Genomic DNA, 21,564 nt, shown 5'->3' on the forward strand with positions numbered 1-21,564 from the left:
ACCCGGGGTTTTTCCGCGTCCGGGACGAGCTGTCACCGGTATATTGGGTTACTCAATACCGCCGATAGTGATCGCCGAATTTGGATTAGGGCAATTGTTGCCCGTCCGTTGTCTGCAAATGTGCAGACCATTTTCCGATTTTGTAGCGGTGCAGAGGGGTAGCAATCTTTTTGCCTTAGCCTCTTTGAGCCAGCGCACCTTGTGGTGCCATTCAGCGTTCCGTAGCAAGTGTAAATTGAGCTGCCGCAGGCTGCGCAAATCAAAAGCAACGTAGAGCGAGGAGCAAGATAACTGTGCCAGTCATTGAGGCCCGCGAGGTCTATAAGGTCTTCGGACACAGGCCCGAACGTGCCGTCGATCGGATGCGGGCTGGCGCTAGCCGCGAGGACCTCCGCAAGGACAACCTGACCCCGGCCGTTATCGACGCCAGCTTTGACGTCGCCGAGGGCGAAATCTTCGTTGTAATGGGCTTGTCCGGGTCCGGAAAGTCGACGCTGATCAGAATGGTGAACGGCCTCCTGATGCCGACGGCAGGCACGATGAAGGTCGCCGGTGAGGACATCACCCGGTTGAAGGGCAAGGACCTCCGGCGTGTGCGGAGGGAGAAGGTCAGCATGGTTTTCCAGCATTTCGCGCTCCTTCCCCACCGCACAGTTGGTGAGAACGCCGCCTACGGGCTGAAGGTGCAGGGGCTGAACCGGTCTGAACGTGAGAAAAAGGCTGAGGTGGCCTTGCAGATGGTCGGCCTTGAGGGCTGGGGCGGGTCACTTCCGGGAGAACTCTCCGGCGGGATGCGGCAGAGAGTGGGTCTGGCACGGGCTCTTGCAGCCGGGACCGACGTCATGCTGATGGATGAGGCGTTCAGCGCACTCGATCCGCTCATTCGACGCGAAATGCAGGACCAGTTGGTTGACCTGCAGCACCAGCTTGGCAAAACCATCCTGTTCATCACCCACGACCTCAACGAGGCGATGCGCCTGGGCGACAGGATAGCGATGATGCGCGACGGGCGGATTGTGCAGATCGGCACCACTGAACAAATCCTCAACGACCCTGCCAACGACTACGTTGCGAAGTTCGTACAGGACGTGGATCGCACTCGGGTGCTCACCGCATCGGCCGTGATGGAGCAGCCCGTCGCACTGCTCGGCAGCGAACAGGGCCCACGCGCCGCACACAAGCTTCTACGCGAGCACCAGCTGTCCAGCCTGATGGTTGTCGGCCGGGACAAGACCCTGCACGGGATCGTGCATGAGCACGACGTTGCCGCCGCCGTCGCAAAGGGCACAGACAATCTTGACGGACTGCTTCGCTCCGCGGCGACGGTCCGCCTTGACACCCCACTCGCCGACCTAATGACAGCCGCTGCTGAAAGTGTCGTGGCACTCGCAGTCGTCGATGACCGGGGGCGGCTAAGCGGTGTGATTCCGCGGGTTACGCTCCTCAATGCCCTGGGCGACCCCAACGCGACAGTTGAGCATGTTGGACCCGATCAGGAGGTAATGGCGTGAGCCTGATGACCAGCCGCACCGACGGTGAAATTGTGCCCCGCATTCCTGTCGGCGAAGGGATCGAGACCGTCTTCGACTGGGTCGACGACAATCTCGGCGGGTTCTTCCAGGCAGTACGTGACGTCGTTCTCGGTGCCACCGACGGACTGGCTGACCTACTGAACTCCCCGGCGCCCCTCGTGCTTGTGGCCTTGTTATCACTACTGGCCTGGTTGGTGAAGGACTGGAAGTTCGCCGTCGTGTCATTCGTGGGTTTGGCCTTCATCATCAGCGTTGATCAGTGGGAAAACGCGATGACAACGTTGGCTTTGGTCCTCATCGCCACCTTCATCGCGCTCGTGATCGCTATTCCACTCGGCATCGCGGCAGCGAAATCCGCTGCGGTGAGTAACGCGATCCGCCCGGTAATGGACCTGATGCAAACCATGCCAGCCTTCGTCTGGCTGGTGCCCGTGGTGACGCTGTTCAGCATCGGTCCCGCCGGTGGTGTGGTTGCGACAGTCATCTTCGCCCTGCCGCCGGGAGTGCGCCTGACCGAACTAGGTATCCGTCAGGTCGATTCCGAGGTGGTCGAGGCCGGACATGCGTTCGGCAGCACACCAGGACACATCCTGCGCGGCATCCAGATCCCCTTGGCGCTACCGACGATCATGGCCGGCGTCAACCAGGTAATCATGCTTGCACTCTCGATGGCGGTCATCGCCGGGCTCGTGGGCGCCGGCGGCCTCGGCGGTGCCGTCACCTCCTCGATCGCGCAACTCGATATCGGTCTGGGCTTCGAAGCCGGATTGTCGGTGGTGGTCCTCGCGATCTTCCTCGACCGGGTCACTGCTGCCGTCGGAGATGGTAGATCCGACCGTGACCGCCGCGTTCTCGGCGCCTTGGGTCGGTTGTTCGGTCGTCCCGAAAACAAGCCAGTTCCGCTCGCCACAAAATCTTGACCCTCCAACCAATCCTCGGGCGCCGGTTTAGAAGGCGCCCTCCGATGAATAAGGAAAGAAGATCAATGACTAACAAATTACGTACCCGCCGGGTCGGAGTACTTGCTGCACTGATGACTGTTGCGCTCGGCGCAACAGCATGCGGTGGATCGGATGCCCCAAGCGACGAGGGATCCGAAGCCGCGGCCCAATCCATCACGCTGGGTATCATCCCCTCCTGGACCGACGGGCTGAGCACCGCCTACCTCTGGGAGAACATCCTTGAAGCCGAAGGCATCGACGTCGAGATTCAGGAATTGAGCGAGGCCGCGCCGCTCTACACGGGCCTCTCCAACGGAGATGTCGACGTTTACCCCTCGGGCTGGTCCGAAGCGACGCACGCCGAGTACATGGAAGAGTATGGCGACGACATTGAGGATCTTGGCGCCTACTACGACAACGCCAAACTGACTTTCGCCGTGCCGGAATACACCGATATCGATTCGATCGCGGATCTGACCGGGAACGCCGACATGTTCGACGGACGGATCGTGGGTATCGAACCAGGAGCCGGCCTGACGGCGGTGACCAAGGACAGCGTTATGCCAACGTATGGCCTTGAGGAGGACTACGAGCTGGTTGAGTCATCCACGACGGCGATGCTGACGGAGCTGCAGAGCGCCGTCGATGCCGAGGAGGACATCGTGGTGACCCTGTGGAAGCCGTTCTGGGCCAACAGTTCCTTCCCGCTGAAGGACCTCGAAGACCCTGAGGCAGCGCTTGGCCCGGTAGAAGGACTGCACACGTTGGCGCGGACCGGATTCACCGAGGACTTCCCCGAGATCGCCGAAATGATGACCAACTTCAAGCTGGACGACGACCAGTACGGTCAGCTTGAGAACCTCGTTGTCAACGAGTTTGGGTCGGGCCAAGAGGCTGAAGCCGTCGAGCAGTGGCTCGAGGAAAACCCTGACTTCATTGATGGGCTCAAGGGCTAACCCTCTCGATATCCCCAAGGGCTACCGCCTGTTGACGGGAGGACCGGATACTTCCGGTCCTCCCGTCGTCGTCGGTGGCCAGATGAGCGCGTGGCCAGGGGAGAGCCTAGGTGCCGAGTGCCCGGGTCGGCGACAGCCGTAGCGGAGGGTGCTGAACAATCGCAGCACTGACCAGTTTCGCTTGCCTGACAATTTCTCGGGTGCTGGGGCTGAGCAGCTCGCCGACTCCCACCAGATGCAGGCCAATCGCCCGCGCTGCAGCCTTGAGGTCGTTGCCAACCGCCAGACCAAGCGACAGCAGGAACCGCCGCAACTGGTTCTGCGGGTACTTGGTTAGCACCACATGGTCGGCCAGTAGCACGCCGCTTCCGGTTTGCACCGCCCATTTCTTGGCGCCGAGCACAGGGGCGGGCAACAACTTCGAATGGCCCACCACGCACAGATTCTCGGCGATGGTGCTGTGCCGGATGTCCAATGAATGGCTGCTCGCATAACCGCGCAGCAGCCGAAGCAGCTCTGTTCGTTCCGAGAGGGACACCGAATCGGTCATCACCGTACGGGACAGCTGCCCGGTATCGAGCGGGTCCATGCATTCCACAACGATTGACTCGATCCCCCGACGACTGAGTTCGCTGGCCACAGCCAATCCCGAAAGACCCGATCCAATGACAACCGTGGTGGTGAGCTCCGCACCGCCGTGCACGTCTGAGCGCGAGGCACCGGTTCCGGGCGACGGTGAACTCACAGGGTAGACCTCCGAAAGGGAAGGGTTAGTTCCGCACAGCCCGGCGCCTCTTCCGGGCTGTGCGGACACTTGGCTGCGAACGGGTCAACCAAGCGCATTTCGTTACACCTGAGCAAAATGTGGCTCATTCAAGTAACGATTTCTCGAAGCCTATATAACTTTGACCACGGTGAATAGTCCTATGCGGAAGAGTAAGGTTTGAAATAGTTTGGCGGCGATCGAGGATCGCTGATCCGGCGCCGGTAGTTGTGACCGCAGGGAGGCAGGGCCATGGAAAAGGCACAGTCTGAAAATGGTGTGAACAGTCTCTACGGCAGCGGCATTGTGGTGGGGGTGGACGGCTCTGATCAGAGCCAGTGCGCCCTGGTCTGGGCGGCCCATGAGGCGGCGCGTCGAGGTACCCGCCTCAGCGTCGTCACTGCCTACACGGTGCCGGTGTTCGCGGCCTCAAGCATGGATGCCGGGTACGCCACAATTGACGACGCCGTCATCCGTGAGGGTGCGGAGGCGGTGCTCAAACAGGCAGTCGAACGTCTCCAGGGACTCCCCGTGGATATTGATCCACGGGTGGAGGCCGGAGACGCTGCGGGCGTCCTCCTGGAGCTGTCCGAGGAAGCCGAACTGATCGTCGTTGGGTCCCGTGGCAGAGGAGGTTTCGTCGGGCGCCTCCTGGGCTCGGTCAGCAGCGCGGTCCCGGCCCACGCAAAATGCCCGACGGTCGTTATCCCCCTCTGCGCCGCACGTCGGCTCACTGAAGCGGGAGTCGAGCCGCCGAAGGGGAAGGGGGAGCCGGGACCCACGGCAGACCAGGTGGAGCAGGTTGTGGTGGTGGGAGTGGACGGCTCGGAGCAGGCGCGGATGGCGTCGCTTGCTGCCGCGGAGCAGGCCGTATCCAGAGGGATGCCACTGCGGGTGGTCTGCTCGTTGCCGCCCTTCACCGGATCCCTTGCCTGGGTTCCCGCACCGTTGGACCGTGAAGCCCTCCACGCGGACATCCGCATCTCGCTGAACGCAGGAAGGGAGTGGCTGCAGAGCCACTTTCCGAGCCTCGATATCTCGGTGGAGTTGCTCGACGGTCCACCGGTTGAGGTGCTGATCGAGAGTTCACGGACGTCCGAGCTGCTGGTAGTCGGCACCCGGGGACGTGGCGGGTTTGCCGGAATGCTGCTCGGCTCCACCAGCCAGGGTGTTCTCCATCACGCGAAGGGCCCAGTGCTGGTTGTCCCGGATGGCAATGATCCACGGTTGCTTGACCGGGAGAACTTCGGGCCGATGGTGGCCCCAACCAGCTAGTTCAAATACCGTCAGTTCTCTGTGCCGGGCGGTGAGGCTCGGCACAAAGAACTAGAACCTTGCGACCAGCGGGTACAGGTTCGGCATGCCGCCCATGTGCGCCAGATCGGTCACGAGAATTCCCTGCGATTCGTTGAGCGCGTTCACTACCCTGTTGTTCCCGATGTAGATGCCAACATGGTAAAAATTCCCTGGCGATCCCCAGAACACCAGGTCACCCGCCTGAGCCTGTGCCAGCGGGACATGGTTGGAGCTGGCTGCATATTGTGCGGTGGCTACCCGTGGCAGGGAGATACCGGCAGAGGCGAATGCCTGCTGCACGAGTCCCGAGCAATCGAATCCCCGCGGTCCTGCACCGCCCCACTGGTAGAAGTGTGGGGAACCAGTCTTGGACATGGCGTAGCTGATCGCGGCCGACACCGATCCGCCGTTTGAGGGTGGTGGGGCAGGTGCGGGTGCCGGCGCGGGAACGGGCGCAGGTGCGGGTGCCGGTGCGGGCGCGGGTGCGGGCGCGGGCGGGCGGGGTGACGGAGTGGCCGGTGGCGCTGGGGCGGGCGCGGGTGTTGTTGGCGCGGGTGTCAACGGTGCCGGTGTTGACGGCGCCGGGGCTGAGGGACTCGGCCGATTTACCGCTGGCGTAGTGGGATTAGGTGCCGGCGCCTCGGAGGCGGGTGCCGGTGGGCGAATTGCGGCGGGTGCGGCCTGCTGGACGGCCAATGGCGATCCCTCGGACCGCTGCGTCTCCGCGGCGGCTGCGGCACGCCCGGACTCAGCGATGATGCGAGCAAGCTCTTCCTCGCGCTGTTGCTCCTCAATCCCTGAAATGCGCTGCTCTTCGAGTGCTGCTGTGGTGTTGCGCAGCGAGGCCAGCTGGTCAACCAGAACGGTGCGCTCCGCCTGCCGCGACTCGACCAGTTGGGCTGCGGCGTCTGTGGCCCGCTGGTTGTCTTCCCCGGCTAGTTGGGCAGTCTCGGCCGCGTCTGCTGCCGACTGTCGGGCAGCGGCAGCGTCCAGACGGAGTGCCTCCCACGTCTTGGCAGCGGTCTGTGCGTTTGTGAAGGTTGTGGCCCGGTTGGCTGACAAGCCGTACATGGTGGAGGCCCGGGACATAATCTCGTCGGGGTTCTCTCCACTGAGCAGCATCGTCATCCCGGGGGTAACGCCGCCCGACCGATACAGGTCGCCAGCCAACTGCCCCACCTCAACTGCTGCGGCGTCGTGGGTCAGCGCTGCCTCTTCGGCAAGGGCAGTGGTTGCAACAGCGGTGGCGCGTCGCTCGTCCAGGGCAGCGAGTGCATCAACGTAGGCACCCTGAGACTGCATCGCCGTTGTCTGTGCATCCTGAAGGTTTGCCGTGGCTTCGGCGAGGATTCCTTCGATCTCGCCCACCAATGCGGCTTTCGCCGTCGTGCTGTCCAGCGCGTCGGCGATCTCGGCTTCCGTGGGAATTGCGTTCGTCTCGGGGGCGGCCACTCCCGGAGCCAAGCCAACACCACTGAGTAGGACTGTCGTGGCGAGGACACCGACTGCTCTAAAGGAGCGCATGCGCCGCTTTCCTGATGACTGCACTATTCCCCAAATCTTCGCGCGGCGTATTACACAACAGTCACGACAGTAATGGGATGCATGTCACTTTAGCAACATTAGCCACACAGGTACCCTAAACAACAGAAGTGTCATTTGATGGCGTTTGATCACGGCGTGTCGCGAAAGCGTTGGAAATTCAAGCGTGCTGGCGGCTTTCGTGAATGGCGTGCTCCGCAGGCTCGATCTGGAAGGTGCAATGCTGGGTATCGAAATGGTTACGGAGGCAGTGGGTCAGCCGATCGAGCACTCGGTCCACGCCGTCTGCGTTGAGGGTGGCTTCGTCTACCACCACGTGGGCTGAAAACACCGGCACACCGGAGGTGATAGTCCACGCGTGAATGTCATGGACGCCGACGACGCCGTGCACCCCAAGGATGTGACTGCGAATCATCTCCGAGTCCACGCCCTTCGGCGCCGATTCGAGCAGTACGTTGATGACATCCCTGAGGAGGCTCCAGGCCCGCGGCAGGATCATCAGCGCGATGGCTATCGACGCGAAGGTGTCGGCGGGAAGATAGCCGGTCGTTGCAATCACGACGGCGGCAACGATCACCGCTACGGAGCCCAGCAGGTCACCGAGCACCTCCAGGTACGCGCCGCGGAGGTTGAGGCTTTCGGCTTGCCCTCGGCGCAGAATGAGCAGGCAGACGAGGTTGGCGAGGGCTCCAACCACAGCCGTGATGATCATGATGTCGGAACGGATGTCGGGGCTCGTGTTGAAGCGGCGTAGCGCTTCGATCAGGATCACGACGGCGATCACCACCAGAATGATCGCATTCGCGAGTGCCGCCAGGACCTCTGCCCGCTGGTACCCGTAGGTACTTCGCCGGGTGGCGGGGCGGGTGGCTATCCAGGAAGCGAGGAGGGCAATTGAGACGCCGGTGGCGTCGGACAGCATGTGCCCGGCATCGGCGAGCAGGGCGAGTGACCCGGACCAGATGGCCCCGACCACCTGGACCAGCACAATCGTCAGGGTGATTGCGACGACGATGACCAGCTTCCGGCGATGCTTGCCGGTCGCCGTGCCCTGGGGTAATCCGTGATCGTGCCCGTTCATAAAAACAAGTATCCGCTGTCGGGTCGAGGATGTGCGAGCAGGACTATCCCCAACCGAGCTCGTGCAGCCGCGCGTCGTCAATCCCGAAATGGTGGGCCACCTCATGGATAACCGTGATCAGGATTTCGTCAATGAGTTCCTCACGGCTGTCACAGTGCCGCAACAACGGCTGCCGGAAGATGCTGATGCTGTCCGGGAGGGATCCCGCGTCCCACCAGGAATCCCGTTCGGTCAATGGGGTGCCTTCGTAGAGCCCGAGGAGTTCGGTGTCGGGATCCTCGCCGGGGCCCGGCTCGTACTCTTCACGCACAAAGATGGCGACGTTGTTCATGGTGCTCATCAAATCTTCGGGGATCTGGTCGATCGCGTCATCCACGGCTGACTCGAAGTCTGCAAGGGTCATTTCGATGGGCACACCAACGACTGTACCGTCGGGAAAGGTCCGCCGACGGGTTCGTTTTGTGGAATCGCGAAACAGGCCCTATAGTTTTATAGGTCCACAGCAGGGGAAAATTCTTGCCTCGTGTGGTCCTGGCCCCCATCGTCTAGCGGCCTAGGACACCGCCCTTTCACGGCGGCGGCACGGGTTCGAATCCCGTTGGGGGTACGCAAGAGCAGGCTGGTTTCGGAGCACTTCGAGGCGGTCAAGAAGCGGCAGAGATGCTGGTAGGCTGAAGCTCTTGCAAAAAAGCAAGGCCCTGTAGCGCAGTTGGTTAGCGCGCCGCCCTGTCACGGCGGAGGTCGCGGGTTCAAGTCCCGTCAGGGTCGCTCAGGTTCATCAGTTTCGACTGGTTGACCGCGGTGACTGTCGTAGGATAGTTGCACGGCTCTGTAGCTCAGTTGGTAGAGCGTTCGACTGAAAATCGAAAGGTCACCGGATCGACGCCGGTCGGAGCCACCAGCTAAAACCCCCGGATTATCCGGGGGTTTTTTCTTTTTTCTAACAGTTTGCGGCCCCGCATAAATACCGCACTTTTAAATCCGAGCTTCAGGCCGCCAGCCCATAATGTTGGCAGACCGCGTTGATCCCCTAATGGTCGTTATCCAGCCGCCTTGGGCCACGGATGGATGCTCCTGATCGAGGTAGTCGGAGGTCTCAGGTGCGGGCAATTTATCCTGTCGAAGATCGTTGCTACGGCTATACGAACGAATGTGTAATCAACTCGGGAGGCCGAGCATGTCACGGCGATCCCGGATCTCCCGGTATTTATTGGACTGGTGTCTCGAAAGGTCGCCAGGATGGTCTCGAACCCACGGTTTCGCGGCGGTGGGAGCCGTAGGCCCAGATCGGGAATCTGTGCCTACGGCACTCCGGAGAACTACGCACCAAAGAATTTGCAGATTCCTGACCGGAAGGGGATCGGTGTCGATCGGATAGCGTCCATTGAGAACCACCTGGAGGCCATTCACTCCCCGGGCATCAGCACTGCGCCTGAATTAGGTGACACGCCTAGAGCAGGAGACGCAAACCACGGCCGAGGACTCATGAGACCTCTCAGCGAACTGGGCCGAACGCCCGAAAGGTAGACGCGGCAACCCGAAGAAACGGCAGCTCGATATCGTACCGACGAACTGGACGCTCAAACCGCCGCCAGCAGCTTCCCGGCACTGGGAGCCAACGGAAACTGTGATAGCTCCTGCCGAATCTCCTCCCCACCCTGGACCGACCCAAGGTGGGGAGGATTTTGATCCCAGGGCGGTCGATGTCATCCTGCATCGGCTTACCTGGGACCCCTATCGCACGCCTCAGTGCACGACGACCGACCGGACGCTAGTGCCGTTGACCATCATCTCGAAGCCAGCGTTAACGTCCTCTAACGGGAGCCGTTTGGTGACCAGTCGGTCGATTTCCAACCGCCCGGCGCGGTAATCCTCAACAATTGAGGGCATCTGGGTCCGAGGTTTGACATTGCCGATAAACGTCCCTCGTAAGGTCCGCCCGAGGAGGAACATGGAGGGGTTGATCGCTATGGTGTCTGTGAAGGGAGAGACGCCGATCGCCACGCAAACTCCCCAGTACGGATTAACGCTGGCGACCGCCTGCTGGACGAGGTTGACGTTCCCGACACATTCGAAGGCGTAATCGGCTCCACCCTCGGTCAGTGTGTTCAGATGCTGGACCAGGTCGCCCTCGACCGTACGTGGGTCAATAAAATGGGTGGCTCCTAGTAAGCGGGCGAGCTCCTCTCTCGCTGGGTTGGTGTCCAGTGTGATGATGGTGGTCGCTCCCGCCAGACGGGCTCCCTGAACGACGTTGAGGCCGATGGAGCCAAGCCCGATCACGATGACCGAGCTGCCCTCCTCTACCCTCGCGGTGTATCGGACGGCACCGACGCCGGTGGACACGCCGCAGCTGATGAGCCCGGCTACCTCAAATGGTACGTCTTCGGGGATCTTCGTCACGGCGATATCTGGCACGACAGTATGAGTCGCGAAACTGGCGGCGAAGGTCATCGAAGGGACAGGGCCGTTTTCGTCGGTGAACACTGGTGGGCTTTCGGAACGCAGCCTGACTGTCTCCAGGCAACCGTTCGTCCGGTCCGACCGGCAGGCCCTGCAGCTGCCGCACTCGGCCATGTTTGCGAGAATAACGTGATCGCCGGGACGCACGCTAGTGACCTCGGGGCCGCACTCGACGACCACCCCCGCCCCCTCATGGCCGGGCACGAAGGGGAACGGGAGCCCCATGCCCCCCTGTATGCTGGTCAGGTCGGTGTGGCACAACCCGGATGCCCGGTTTTCAACCAGCACCTCGCGCGGGCCCGGACCCCTCATTTCAAGCTGTTCAATGTTTAACGGCTGGTTTGCGTTCCGAGCAATTGCGGCGGTTATCTTCATCTTGTTTCTCTTCTCTAAGCTGGAATTGCTCGGTCTGCGGCGCTACGGACATCTAACAGTCGCTCCGCGAAGCGCCAGCCCTCAGCGGTCTTAATGAACCGGTCGGAGTAGCGCACCGTTGAAACGATGGTCCACGCGCCTTCTATTGCCGCTAGCACCACCAGATCCGCGCTCCCGTGCGCCTCGCTTGCCGAATCCACAACGATGAATACGTTGACGTTTACATGGCGCAGCGCTGGCCCTTTGTGGGTACTGGCCAGCCACTGGGTCACCGCTTCGCGGCCCTGGGTGCGCTTTCCTTCGAACTCGAGCACACCGTCCTCGGTGAAGAGCTCACTCCACTCCTGGTAGGCAGAGTCGTCGGCGAGCTGAGGATACCGCGCAACAATATTCCTGAGTTCACTTTCGGCGATTAGTCTCTGTATATCGTCCACAATTGATCCTTTCGGTACGTCTTTGCTGTGGTGCGGCCCAGAAGGGGCTCCACCAGTCAGTCCGGAGCTGCGGGAGGCAGGTCCTGAACAGGTCTAGGCTCTATGAGCCTTCCGCAACCCAGGGGATTGCTCTGAATGACGCCACCGGAGGTCGTCCGGCAACTTGAATGCGCTGACGGAAACTTGAATGCAATTGCTTCCAGTCGTCGTTGACTGTTCTCGGAGGTAGTCATACACAATTTGGTGTCACTCAATGACATGAAAGCTACCTCAGGACTGTGACCTATGCAACAGGGGTGAGCAGCAGATCTGCGATGAGCAAGGGAGGGATTTCCGGTCAAGGGACCTCTTGAACTGCAGTTTTGCAAGAAACTACTGCGGTATGCATGAATCACCGCGCCGGTCCCCGCAGATAGCTCAAGAGCGGAGTGTTCCCTGGGTTACCGAGGCTGCTGGGGTTGCGAGTATCACCCAGGTGTAGAAGTCAAGTCCGTGGGTGCGCGCCCGATTCAAGTACAGAATGCCCGATCGAACGGCTAGTTTGACCTTGGACAGGACATCGAATTTAACAGATCGGAACTTGGCGGGGCGATGCGCGGATTCTCGTATTGGCCATTGGTCCGTTGCATTCCCGTGGAGCTGCTGGTGCCCTTGAGCGTTCATCGAAACCAGAACATTGAGTACTGCTGAGTACCCGGTGAGGTCTGGGAGATTCCGCTTGCGCAATAAAATTGAAGACTGCGCCGGCTGTTGGCCGGCGACGGCTCGGCGACTCAGCGGGCCCGTTCGACCGCGGCGATCACCTTCTCAAGCTCGTACGGGTAGCGCTCGCCGGACGAAAGCATACGTTTCCGAGCCACTCTCAAGCTACCCATTGCGATGATCCCCGCGACCTCTGCGGCGTCCGGCTCTAGGTCGGGGAAACGATGTTGCAGGGCTTCGGCGATCCGCTCTTCCCATTGGAGTGAATGGAGCATCGTGGCAGCGGACAGCGTGCGGGACTGCTCCGAGAACCCCGCGAGTCCGGCGAGCAGCTCTTCGTACTCCACGCACCACGCGACGACGGCCGAACCCAGCGAGGCGAACGGTCCATCGCCAGGGGTAGTCCCTATGAGATCGACAAGCGATTCGTTCGTTTGATCCCAGATGTCGAGAACGATCGTTTCCTTGCTGGGGAAGTAGCGGAAGAACGTTCGCCGGTTCACGCCCGCAACCGCAGCGATATCGGTGACCGTCACCTGCTCGAATCCGTCGGTGGCGAACAAGTCGATTGCTGCCATGGTTAGCCTTCGCGCGACACCCTTTGCATCGCGCAGCACGGTACCGCGACGCAGCTGAACCAGCGGGAGCGTACGGCTTGCCGCAACCCCCAGGGCGGTACGGGCGGCCGGTTCGGTAGTGGGCAGCTTTTCGGTGGCGGGTTCGTCAGGGTGCATGCTCACCATTTTCCCGCAGTTGCACCGGCGGTGTCACCTGATGAAATTTCTTGGCGAAAGTGTTGCGTAGGTCACATTTTCCTATGTAGTCTCGTCGTGTCACTAAGTGACACGAAAGGGCAAATGTATTCGCCCGTCTTTCATAGGAGAGGTTTATGACCATTCACGTCGACCCGCAGCGTGTTCTCGAAGCTGCTCGCTCCGACAAGGAGCTGACTTACAAATTGCGCGCGTTTACTGGTTCGGTACGCATCGGAGCGCCCGGCCAACCTTTCGACCTCGAGTTCGAGGACGGCGTCGCAACCACCGCTACCGTCCTAACATCGGGCCTGCCCCAATCTGAGCCAGCTGTAACGTGGGAAGCCCCTGAGGAGTTCTGGGCCAAGGCCTTCGATGCTGACCTGCAGCACGGTTACGAGAGTTTGACTGTGGCGCCAATGAACGGCCTAATCATGACCGGCGACTTCGTCTCGGTAATCGCGCCCTGGCAGGGGGGGCTCGGACGCCTGTATAAGGTGTTGCGCGAAACAGTCGTGGGGCCTAGCGAACGCAAGCCGTTCACCGACCCTTTCCGGGACACTGACAACGCCGTTGGGCGATACGTCTATGCCACTGCACAGGGCACCGAAGCGCGCGTCTACTACGAAACCGCCGGCCATGGGGCGGTACCACTGCTCCTTCAGGCCACCGCGGGCGCAGACAGCCGCCAGTACCGTCACATGCTGGCCGATCCGCGCATGCAGGAACGGTTCACCATGTACGCCTACGACCTGCCGTATCACGGAAGGTCTCTACCACCATTCGGTGTCCGGTGGTGGGAGGAACCTTACAAACCCACCCAGCAGTCCCTCATGGAGTGGGTCGTGGCGATCAAGAACGCCATCGGCCTAGACCAACCGTTCTTCATGGGTTGTTCCGTCGGCGGCCAGCTCGCACTCGACCTCGCCGCCGAGTACCCCGGTGAGTTCAGCGCGTTCGTCTCTGTGAATGGGTGGTACGGGGCCCCCGAGTTCCCTCCCGGTTTCTCGAACGATCTGTACCGAACCCCGCCCATCTCAACCGACCTTGCACCGCAGTTGAACTTCGGGGCCACCTCCCCGGTTGCTCCTGAGCCCTACGCCCATGAGACCTATTGGGTGTATCGCTCGGCGTTTCCCGGCATCTATGCCGGAGACAACGACTACTTCGGCTGGGATCACGACTTGGCGAAGAATGGTCACAAGATCGATGCTCTCGCCAAGCCCGTCTACGTTGTGACTGGCGAGTGGGACCCAGCCTCGGACGACTACGAGGCCGGTGGCCCTGCAGTGGAGCAGAAGATTCCCGGCGCCAAGTTCGTGAAGTTGCCCGACCTTGGACACTTCGCTCCATGTGACGACCCGATTGGGTTCAGTGATGGCCTGCTGCCGATCCTCGATGAGATCCTCAATCGTGTTGGTCGCCTCGAAGCGGTGACACCATGAGCGCTCTAACGATCGCGAACAGTGGCGGCCGCCCTGTGTGCGACTTTGACCACCACAGCACCGCGTATGCCCTTCACTGGCGTGAGATGGCCGCAGATCTTCACGCCACCGGTCGTCCGCTGGTGTGGACTGACAGCAACGATGGCGGTTACTGGGTATTGGCTTCTCACGCCGAGATCGTCCGGGTGGCTGAAGACTGGCAAACTTTTACCTCCGATAACGACACCACGGGCACAGGAAACGGCGGCCGCGGACAGGCCATCCCGCAGATGCCCTATCGATTGTTCTTAGGTGAGTCGGACCCTCCGCACCACACGGACCGCCGTGCCATCGAAGCGCCGTACTTTACTCCGAAGTCGCTGCGGCGACTGCGTCCGGTATCCAAGCACTACCTTCACGACGCGATTGACGCCGTGATCGAGCAGGGCAGCGCAGATCTGATCGATGACATCCTCATCCCTGCCACCGCCCGAACAAACCTGTACGCGTTGGGTTATGACCCAGAAGATTACAAGGACGCCGCCGCGGTGGCGCATAAGCTGTCCTATTTGCCACATGACAGTCCGGATCTGCCGCACGCCGAAGCGGCGCGGATGCGCGAGAACTTCCGCGCAGCGCTCCTGGCCCGCCGCGCCAAGCCCGCCAACGACCTCCTGACCAGCCTTGTCAACGGTCAGGTGCAGGGCGAGCCACTGAGTCTCGAAGAGGCTGAGAGCATGCTGAACGCCCTAGTGTTTGGCGGCTTTGACACAACCGCATCTTTGCTGGCTCACGCTGTCTCCTACCTCGCAGGTGCGCCCGACGTCGCCGACCTGATCCGGGTCGACTTGTCAGTGCGAAAGAAGGTGATCGAAGAGCTGCTTCGTCTCAACCCTCCGGCAACCGGCATCGCGCGCACCGCAGTCCGAGACACCGAAATTCTCGGTCAACCCATCGCGGCGGGCGAACGAGTGTACATGTGGCTAGCGGGAGCGAACCGGGATCCGTTGGTGTTCCCGAACCCTGACGACTTCGACTTCAACCGGCCCAATGTCCTGGATCACCTGGCCTTTAGCTCAGGGCCCCACCGATGCCTCGGATCACCGCTGGCAAAGGTCGAGATCGAGGAGATGCTGCAGATCATCCCTGAGCGGTTGCGGAACCTCCGGGCAGATCTTCACGGCGCGGTGCCTTACCCCCGGCTCGGAGGCGTTAACGGCTTCAGCCAGTTCGCCATCACATTCACACCAGGGGCTCGCGTCAATAGCAAACACCCCGATCTAGCCCCAGTCTGAGCAAGGAGAACAAAGTTATGACGAAGGTAACCTACACCAATCACGACGGTACGAGCACCTCCATCGATGGTAACGCCGGCGACTCCATCATGAGAACAGCCGTGCGCAACGGTTTCACTGGGATCGTCGCTGAATGCGGTGGCGTCCTGTCCTGCGCAACCTGTCACGTGTTCGTTCCGGCCGAAGAAGCCGACCTTTACACCCCGATAACTCAATCCGAGGACGCGATGCTCGACGGAACGGCCGTCGACCGCGAGCCGGCCTCTCGCCTGTCCTGCCAACTCGTCCTGCCCGAGGTCGACGAGGTCCATGTCGGCGTTCCTGAGTATCAAGACTAATGAGTAGCCTGTCCCTGCGCGACGCCCACTCGAGCGGCAGAGCCCCCGACCATCGGGGAGTGCTGATTATTGGCGCCTCCCAAGCTGGCGTCCAGCTGGCCGCATCCCTGCGTGAGTTCGGGTGGACTGAATCGATTACGCTATTAGGCGCAGAGACGCACCCGCCCTATCAGCGGCCACCACTGTCGAAGAAGGCGTTGCACGACGGTATCGTGGCCTCGGATCTGGCCCTGCGATCCGAACAGTTCTTCACCGATAAGGGCATCGATCTGGTCCTCGGGGAACGCGTCACCACCCTCGACGTCTCCAACGCTGGTCACGGCACCGCGGTGACCAGCGCGGGGCGCCGGCTCTCCTTCGGCCGGCTCGCATTGACCGTCGGTGCCCGGCCCCGCCGCTTGGACTTGCCGGGCGCGGAACTCGGGGGCATCTACTATTTGCGTAACAGCACAGACGCCGTGCAGCTGCGCAGCGCACTCGTAGACACCCCGCGTATTGTCGTCATCGGTGGTGGGTTCATCGGCCTGGAAGTTGCAGCCACCGCCCGGTTGCTCGGCTGCGAGGTCACTGTGGTGCTCTCCAGCAATCGTTTGATGGCCCGCGCAGTCAGCCCCTCCATCAGCGCGCACGTGCAAGCCGTTCACGAGGGCCACAACGTGAACATTAGGTATCAGAGCGCGCCGGTTGCCTTCCACGGCAACGGCCGAGTGCGGGGAGTCCAACTCGCAGACGGCACCATCCTGCCGGCAGACGTTGTCATTGTCGGCGTTGGGGCCGAACCACGCACGGAACTCGCCGAACAGATTGACCTGACCGTGTCCGACGGCATCGTCGTCGACCAGCATGGTCTGACGTCTGACGGGGTCACTGTAGCGGCCGGCGACTGCGCCGTCTGGCACGGCTCCATCCCCGGCATGGGAGGCAGCACCCCCGGTAGCGGTGTCCGCTTCGAGTCAGTCAATGCAGCCACCGAGCAGGCCAAAGTTGCAGCCGCCACTATTACCGGCCAGCCAAAGACCTGGTCAAGCACCCCGTGGTTCTGGTCCGATCAATTTGACCTCAAGCTACAGGTTGCTGGCTCCGTCCCAACCGGCGGATCACATGTTGTGCGACAGGACGACGCCGGAATCACCGTGCTGCACTACTCCGGTAAGCGGCTCATCGCAGCCGAATGCATTAACCGTCCCGCGGACTTCATGGTTGCGCGGGCGGCCATCACTAAGGGTCAAGTCATTGACGCAACCCGAGCTGGTGACACGGCCATTTCCCTGAAATCACTCATCACCCAGGGCAACCCCGTCGGAGCCGCCTTCAGTGCCGCCACGGCGGGAAAACCGCTGAAGCTCTCGGGGCTGAATGGCGAAGGCGGCATTGAAGGCATCGCTGAACAGCCCACCGCAACCTACAAGGTGATGGCTCAATGACCGGGCAAGGAGACAACAGTAGGGGACCGGCCCGTCGATCCACCTCCGAGTCCCATACCCACTGCTGCGCACAAGAAGCGCGTCGCTCTTCAGCGGACGCTGCTGTCGGCCAGACCAGCGCGCTTCCGTCCGCCTGCGAGCTGGTCTGGCCGATCAAGGCATCGTTTCTGGCCTACCTCGCCGCTATGAGCGATGGTCGATACATCCTCAGCATTCCGGTGACTGAGGATGCAGGCGGTTTTCGGTTTCCGTCCGCGCACTCCGGCGATCAGCGCGTTCCTGCCCGCGATACGACCACAAGCCAACAATTCCGCGGATCTGTAGAGTTCCGTGGCCACCGCGGACACCTTCGAGTGGTCATCTGCGATCCACTTCTCACTCACGACGGCGAAAATGGCACCCTCAGCATCTCCGACCCGGACTGGGATGGACGACGCATGACATTGGCTCTGTTCGACGTAGCGCCGCCCATTGCGACATCGCGGGATCCGGCTTCCTCACCGTCCGGGGCGGTCTGGCGCGGGACGAACGTTCGCTTGACCGCAGACGGTGCCGACCTGTTCTTCCGCGCCTACGAGGAAGGGGAGCTCCTGGACGACTTCGTCATTATCCAGGCATCCCCGGGTTTCTCTGGGCAAGCCACCGCTCTGACACCCCGACGGGTTGGCGTCCCGGTCAACCAGCTGCAGCCGGAGGGCGATCCCGTCAATCCCATCTTCGAAGGAGACAACCCATGACTGACCCTGCCATCCTGGTACTTGAGAATGGCGACCCGGGCGCAGTCCTCGCCCGGGTCCGTCGTCATCGCAAGGCCGCAGTCGAGTGGTTAACCGCACGGGTCAATGACGAGGGGAAACCCGAGGGGGCCGAAACTGCCAATTCGTGGTGGCGGGCGCCTTGGGCGCTCACTGTTTCAGGTGCGCCGGACGTTGCAGCTGCAATGCTTGGCTGGGCCGAGCGTGAAGCGCTCCAGGACGACGGCGATTTCCGCCCCGGGCCGTACCGCGCCGGCATCTACGGCAGCCCTATCTACGGACTCTCGCCCCTTGCCATCGCCTCATGGCTCCTCGCGCGCTACGATACGGCCCGCGTCATCGGGGACCACATGCGTACCTACCAGGATCCCGTCACTGGCGGAATCCACGAAGATCGCAACGACGAGAAGGGCGACACCCGACGGCAGGACAACCTCAAGACCTCCCAATTCGGTATCTCCGCTCTCGTTACCGGGGACAAGCAGGCAGCCGAAGGCGTCGCCGGTTGGCTCCGCACAACCTTCGAGTTGCAGCCAGACCTACCCCGCCGCTTCTACCCCACCCGAATCGGGGACAAGCTCGTGACCGAGTTTCCTGCAGACCGCGAACTCACCCACGTTCTCGACTTCACCGCGCCTCGCCAGCTCTATTACCACCCAGGGATCGCGGCTGCGTTTCTTGCGGGATGGAGTCAGCAGAATGGGGATTCGGCCGTCCTTGAGCTGGGGCGCAGGTATCTGGCGCTCTCAACCAACGGAACCGCTGCGCAGTTCAATGACATCAGTTCAGTTCAGATCTGTAAGTACGGTTGGGGGGCCGCAGCCATGCTCGCTGCGGATCCCGACGGCGAACATCTCTCCCCGGTGCTGAAAATGGCCAACTGGTTTTGCGACCGGCAGAGGCCTGATGGATCGTGGGCGCCTTCTGCCTTTATGACTCCCGCCCCAGGTCCGCACGACCTTTTTTGGAAGACCGCCGAGCACACCATGGAGCTCGCCTACATCGAGCAGGCACTGCTCCTCGTGAACAGTGCGGCGGATCATCCTGGCCCCGCGCTGTGAAGCAGTACGCCGACGGCCGGAGCCGACCAACGCACCAGACGGTAATTGATAAGCCCGGGCAGGACGGCTCAGCAAACTTTCCTGGATGAAATCCAGTGTCGGTCGCGAAGTCCGGACCACACCGAAAACTACCGCGAAGCCTCCGATGGAGGATAGCCCATCATTTATCTAGGTATACAACAAAGAGGTCGATACATGAGCAATACGGACCAGGCCCAATCAGCCTCATCCATCCAGGCCCGCATCGAAAAAGTGCTGGCCAGGACCCCGAAAGGACTTTTGATCGGCGGTCATTGGCGTGAGGCCTCAGACGGGTCCACCTTCGAGGTGGAAAACCCAGCCACCGGTGAGGTGCTCGCGACCATGGCCTCCGCCACTCGCGCCGACGCTGTCGCGGCGATGGACGCCGCCGCTGCCGCCCAGGAGTCTTGGGCCCGCACCCCGTCCCGTGCCCGATCGGAGATCCTGCGGGCGGCCTTTGACCTCGTCCAGGAGCGGGCCGAGGACCTGGCGCTGCTGATGACACTGGAGATGGGAAAGCCGTTCGCTGAGGCGAAAGGCGAGGTGAAGTACGGTGGGGAGTTTCTGCGCTGGTTCTCGGAGGAAGCGGTGCGTGACTATGGTCGTTACGCGGAGTCCCCCGACGGTAACTTGCGCATGTTGGTGGTCCGTAAGCCGGTGGGCCCGTGCCTGCTGATCACCCCCTGGAATTTTCCCTTTGCCATGGCCACCCGCAAGGTGGCCCCGGCCGTAGCCGCTGGCTGCACCATGGTGCTCAAACCGGCGAGACTGACCCCCTTGACCTCCCAATACTTCGCCCAGATCATGTGTGAGGCCGGGATTCCAGCCGGGGTGCTCAATGTGGTCTCGTCCGCCTCCGCTGCGGAGGTCTCCGAACCGATCATGGCCGACCCGCGCCTGCGCAAGGTGTCATTCACCGGTTCCACCCCCGTCGGCAAGCAGCTGATGAAACTGGCCACCGACAACGTGCTCCGCACATCCATGGAGCTCGGCGGGAACGGTCCGCTGATCGTGTTTGAGGATGCCGACATCGACAAGGCCGTGGCTGGGGCGATGGCCGCGAAGATGCGGAACATGGGCGAGGCCTGCACAGCGGCCAACCGCCTACTGGTGCACGAGGACGTAGCCGAGGAGTTCGTGGCGAAACTAGCAGTCAAGATGGCTGCGCTGATCATCGGGCCCGGCATCGAGGATGGCGTGACCGTTGGACCACTCATCGAGGCCAAGGCCGTAGCCTCGATCGAGGCATTCGTCGCCGACGCCGTATCCCGCGGCGCGGAAGTCGTCGTTGGCGGGCAGCGTCTAGATGGGCCTGGCTACTTCTATCAGCCAACTCTGCTGCGCAACGTCCCGCGTGATGCCAAAGCGGTGCGGGAAGAGATTCTCGGACCAGTAGCCCCGGTGGTTACCTTCCGTGATGAGGACGACGCGGTCGCCCTGGCCAACGCAACTGAGTACGGCCTGGCCTCCTACGTTTTCACGGAGAACATCTCTCGTGGTTTGCGCATTGGCGATCGCATCGAGTTCGGCATGATGGGTCTGAACGTCGGGGTCATCTCCAATGCTGCTGCCCCGTTCGGTGGCGTGAAGCAATCCGGCCTAGGCCGTGAGGGCGGGGCTGAAGGTATCGCCGAGTACACCACCACCCAATACATTGGCATCGAGAATCCCTGGGACACAACTACCGACGCATGACACCCCGGCTGATCCTAGACGACGCAGCATCCGTATACGGGACGCCCGCGGTTGGTCCATGGACGACGACCGTCGACTCGGTGCGATATTGCGCGTCAGGGCCCAGCAAAAAGCTTCCCCATTTACTCACCAGAGAGGACTTTCATGGCTTACGCGACAACGAACCCTTACACCAACGAGGTTGTTGAGACCTTCCCCTACGCGACGGATCAGGAAGTCGACGAGGCCCTGGACCGCGCCCATGCAGCGTTCGCCTCGTGGAGCCGGGTCGACGTCTCCGAGCGTGCTGCGATTTTCAAGAAGGCTGCGAATCTCCTCCGCGAACGGACGGACGAGCTCGGCGATCTCGCCACCCTGGAGGTGGGCAAGCTGCTCTCACAGGCGCGGATGGAAGCCGCTTACATGGCCGCTCCCATTTTCGATTGGGTCGCCGACAATGCGGAGGAGATCCTTCGTCCCAAAAAGGTGGAGAACCCAGGCGTCGACCGCGACGTCGTAATCACCTACGAGCCGCAGGGAATCGTCTACTCCATTCAGCCCTGGAACGTACCCTTTTACCAGGCAGCACGCGGGTTCGCGCCAGCAGCGATCTCCGGCAACGTAGTCATCCTCAAGCACGCCTCGATCGTCCCCCAGAGTGCGCAGGCGATCGTGGACCTCCTCACCGAAGCAGGGCTGCCCGACGGCGTCTGGCAGAACCTGCGATTGACGCAC

At 61.7% G+C, this 21,564-nt stretch carries 19 protein-coding genes and 3 tRNA genes; 15 read left to right on the forward strand and 7 right to left on the reverse strand.

What is annotated here, in order from left to right:
• The first annotated feature begins 293 nt into the window (after positions 1-293).
• The 3 genes from ACX80Z_RS09835 (at position 294) to ACX80Z_RS09845 (ending at position 3,429) form a co-directional block, all read left to right on the forward strand.
• The gene (locus tag ACX80Z_RS09835; RefSeq protein WP_459315738.1) at positions 294-1,511 is read left to right on the forward strand and encodes a quaternary amine ABC transporter ATP-binding protein; all 1,218 of its coding nucleotides are present in this window, start codon (positions 294-296) and stop codon (positions 1,509-1,511) included.
• A gap of 5 nt (positions 1,512-1,516) precedes the next feature.
• Positions 1,517-2,452, forward strand: a complete 936-nt coding sequence (locus tag ACX80Z_RS09840; protein ID WP_459315770.1) for an ABC transporter permease — start codon at positions 1,517-1,519, stop codon at positions 2,450-2,452.
• A 65-nt stretch (positions 2,453-2,517) separates the two neighbouring features.
• Entirely contained in the window at positions 2,518-3,429 is a 912-nt protein-coding gene (locus ACX80Z_RS09845) for a glycine betaine ABC transporter substrate-binding protein (protein WP_019483920.1), read from the forward strand.
• Positions 3,430-3,535: 106 nt separating this feature from the next.
• On the opposite strand, the gene ACX80Z_RS09850 is transcribed toward ACX80Z_RS09845, so the two are convergent.
• On the reverse strand, positions 3,536-4,174 hold the full coding sequence (locus ACX80Z_RS09850; protein ID WP_459315740.1) for an FAD-dependent monooxygenase: 639 nt from the start codon (positions 4,172-4,174) through the stop codon (positions 3,536-3,538).
• 270 nt (positions 4,175-4,444) lie between these two features.
• On the opposite strand from ACX80Z_RS09850, the gene ACX80Z_RS09855 reads away from it, so the two are divergent.
• Positions 4,445-5,467, forward strand: a complete 1,023-nt coding sequence (locus ACX80Z_RS09855) for a universal stress protein (protein WP_019483918.1) — start codon at positions 4,445-4,447, stop codon at positions 5,465-5,467.
• Between the two features lie 51 nt (positions 5,468-5,518).
• Here ACX80Z_RS09855 and ACX80Z_RS09860 read toward each other — a convergent pair whose 3' ends face one another.
• The 3 genes from ACX80Z_RS09860 to ACX80Z_RS09870 all read right to left on the reverse strand — a co-directional run bounded on the left by ACX80Z_RS09860 (position 5,519) and on the right by ACX80Z_RS09870 (position 8,514).
• The gene (locus tag ACX80Z_RS09860) at positions 5,519-7,012 is read right to left on the reverse strand and encodes a C40 family peptidase (protein WP_459315742.1); all 1,494 of its coding nucleotides are present in this window, start codon (positions 7,010-7,012) and stop codon (positions 5,519-5,521) included.
• Between the two features lie 178 nt (positions 7,013-7,190).
• Entirely contained in the window at positions 7,191-8,111 is a 921-nt protein-coding gene (locus ACX80Z_RS09865; protein WP_459315744.1) for a cation diffusion facilitator family transporter, read from the reverse strand.
• Positions 8,112-8,154: 43 nt separating this feature from the next.
• On the reverse strand, positions 8,155-8,514 hold the full coding sequence (locus tag ACX80Z_RS09870; protein ID WP_459315772.1) for a metallopeptidase family protein: 360 nt from the start codon (positions 8,512-8,514) through the stop codon (positions 8,155-8,157).
• 131 nt (positions 8,515-8,645) lie between these two features.
• Here ACX80Z_RS09870 and ACX80Z_RS09875 point away from each other — a divergent pair.
• The 3 genes from ACX80Z_RS09875 to ACX80Z_RS09885 all read left to right on the forward strand — a co-directional run bounded on the left by ACX80Z_RS09875 (position 8,646) and on the right by ACX80Z_RS09885 (position 9,012).
• Positions 8,646-8,718 (forward strand) — tRNA-Glu (locus ACX80Z_RS09875).
• An 87-nt stretch (positions 8,719-8,805) separates the two neighbouring features.
• Positions 8,806-8,879 (forward strand) — tRNA-Asp (locus ACX80Z_RS09880).
• A 57-nt stretch (positions 8,880-8,936) separates the two neighbouring features.
• Positions 8,937-9,012, forward strand: a tRNA-Phe gene (locus ACX80Z_RS09885).
• 845 nt (positions 9,013-9,857) lie between these two features.
• On the opposite strand, the gene ACX80Z_RS09890 is transcribed toward ACX80Z_RS09885, so the two are convergent.
• The 3 genes from ACX80Z_RS09890 to ACX80Z_RS09900 form a co-directional block, all read right to left on the reverse strand.
• Positions 9,858-10,949, reverse strand: coding sequence for a zinc-binding dehydrogenase (locus ACX80Z_RS09890; RefSeq protein ID WP_459315746.1), 1,092 nt, complete (start codon positions 10,947-10,949; stop codon positions 9,858-9,860).
• Between the two features lie 14 nt (positions 10,950-10,963).
• The gene (locus ACX80Z_RS09895; protein ID WP_459315748.1) at positions 10,964-11,383 is read right to left on the reverse strand and encodes a nuclear transport factor 2 family protein; all 420 of its coding nucleotides are present in this window, start codon (positions 11,381-11,383) and stop codon (positions 10,964-10,966) included.
• Positions 11,384-12,156: 773 nt separating this feature from the next.
• Positions 12,157-12,819, reverse strand: a complete 663-nt coding sequence (locus tag ACX80Z_RS09900; RefSeq protein WP_459315750.1) for a TetR family transcriptional regulator — start codon at positions 12,817-12,819, stop codon at positions 12,157-12,159.
• A 155-nt stretch (positions 12,820-12,974) separates the two neighbouring features.
• On the opposite strand from ACX80Z_RS09900, the gene ACX80Z_RS09905 reads away from it, so the two are divergent.
• The 8 genes from ACX80Z_RS09905 to ACX80Z_RS09940 all read left to right on the forward strand — a co-directional run.
• Positions 12,975-14,282, forward strand: a complete 1,308-nt coding sequence (locus ACX80Z_RS09905; RefSeq protein ID WP_459315752.1) for an alpha/beta fold hydrolase — start codon at positions 12,975-12,977, stop codon at positions 14,280-14,282.
• Positions 14,279-15,556 carry a cytochrome P450 gene (locus ACX80Z_RS09910; protein ID WP_459315754.1) on the forward strand — a complete coding sequence of 426 codons (1,278 nt, stop codon included), beginning with the start codon at positions 14,279-14,281 and terminating at the stop codon, positions 15,554-15,556. The genes ACX80Z_RS09905 and ACX80Z_RS09910 overlap by 4 nt, the downstream gene beginning before the upstream one ends.
• A 17-nt stretch (positions 15,557-15,573) precedes the next feature.
• Positions 15,574-15,894: a 2Fe-2S iron-sulfur cluster-binding protein gene (locus ACX80Z_RS09915; protein ID WP_459315755.1), complete on the forward strand. Its 321-nt coding sequence runs from the start codon at positions 15,574-15,576 to the stop codon at positions 15,892-15,894.
• Complete coding sequence (locus ACX80Z_RS09920; RefSeq protein ID WP_459315757.1) at positions 15,894-17,318, forward strand: NAD(P)/FAD-dependent oxidoreductase; 1,425 nt, start codon at positions 15,894-15,896, stop codon at positions 17,316-17,318. Before ACX80Z_RS09915 ends, ACX80Z_RS09920 begins: the two co-directional genes overlap by 1 nt.
• Positions 17,315-18,055: an HtaA domain-containing protein gene (locus ACX80Z_RS09925; protein WP_459315759.1), complete on the forward strand. Its 741-nt coding sequence runs from the start codon at positions 17,315-17,317 to the stop codon at positions 18,053-18,055. Before ACX80Z_RS09920 ends, ACX80Z_RS09925 begins: the two co-directional genes overlap by 4 nt.
• Entirely contained in the window at positions 18,052-19,134 is a 1,083-nt protein-coding gene (locus ACX80Z_RS09930; RefSeq protein WP_459315761.1) for a hypothetical protein, read from the forward strand. The genes ACX80Z_RS09925 and ACX80Z_RS09930 overlap by 4 nt, the downstream gene beginning before the upstream one ends.
• Positions 19,135-19,329: 195 nt before the next feature.
• Positions 19,330-20,850, forward strand: a complete 1,521-nt coding sequence (locus ACX80Z_RS09935; protein ID WP_459315763.1) for an NAD-dependent succinate-semialdehyde dehydrogenase — start codon at positions 19,330-19,332, stop codon at positions 20,848-20,850.
• A 144-nt stretch (positions 20,851-20,994) separates the two neighbouring features.
• Positions 20,995-21,564, forward strand: a 570-nt coding sequence (locus tag ACX80Z_RS09940; RefSeq protein WP_459315764.1) for an aldehyde dehydrogenase family protein, incomplete at its 3' end; no start/stop codon positions are given.

Source organism: Arthrobacter sp. TMT4-20, assembly GCF_054510775.1.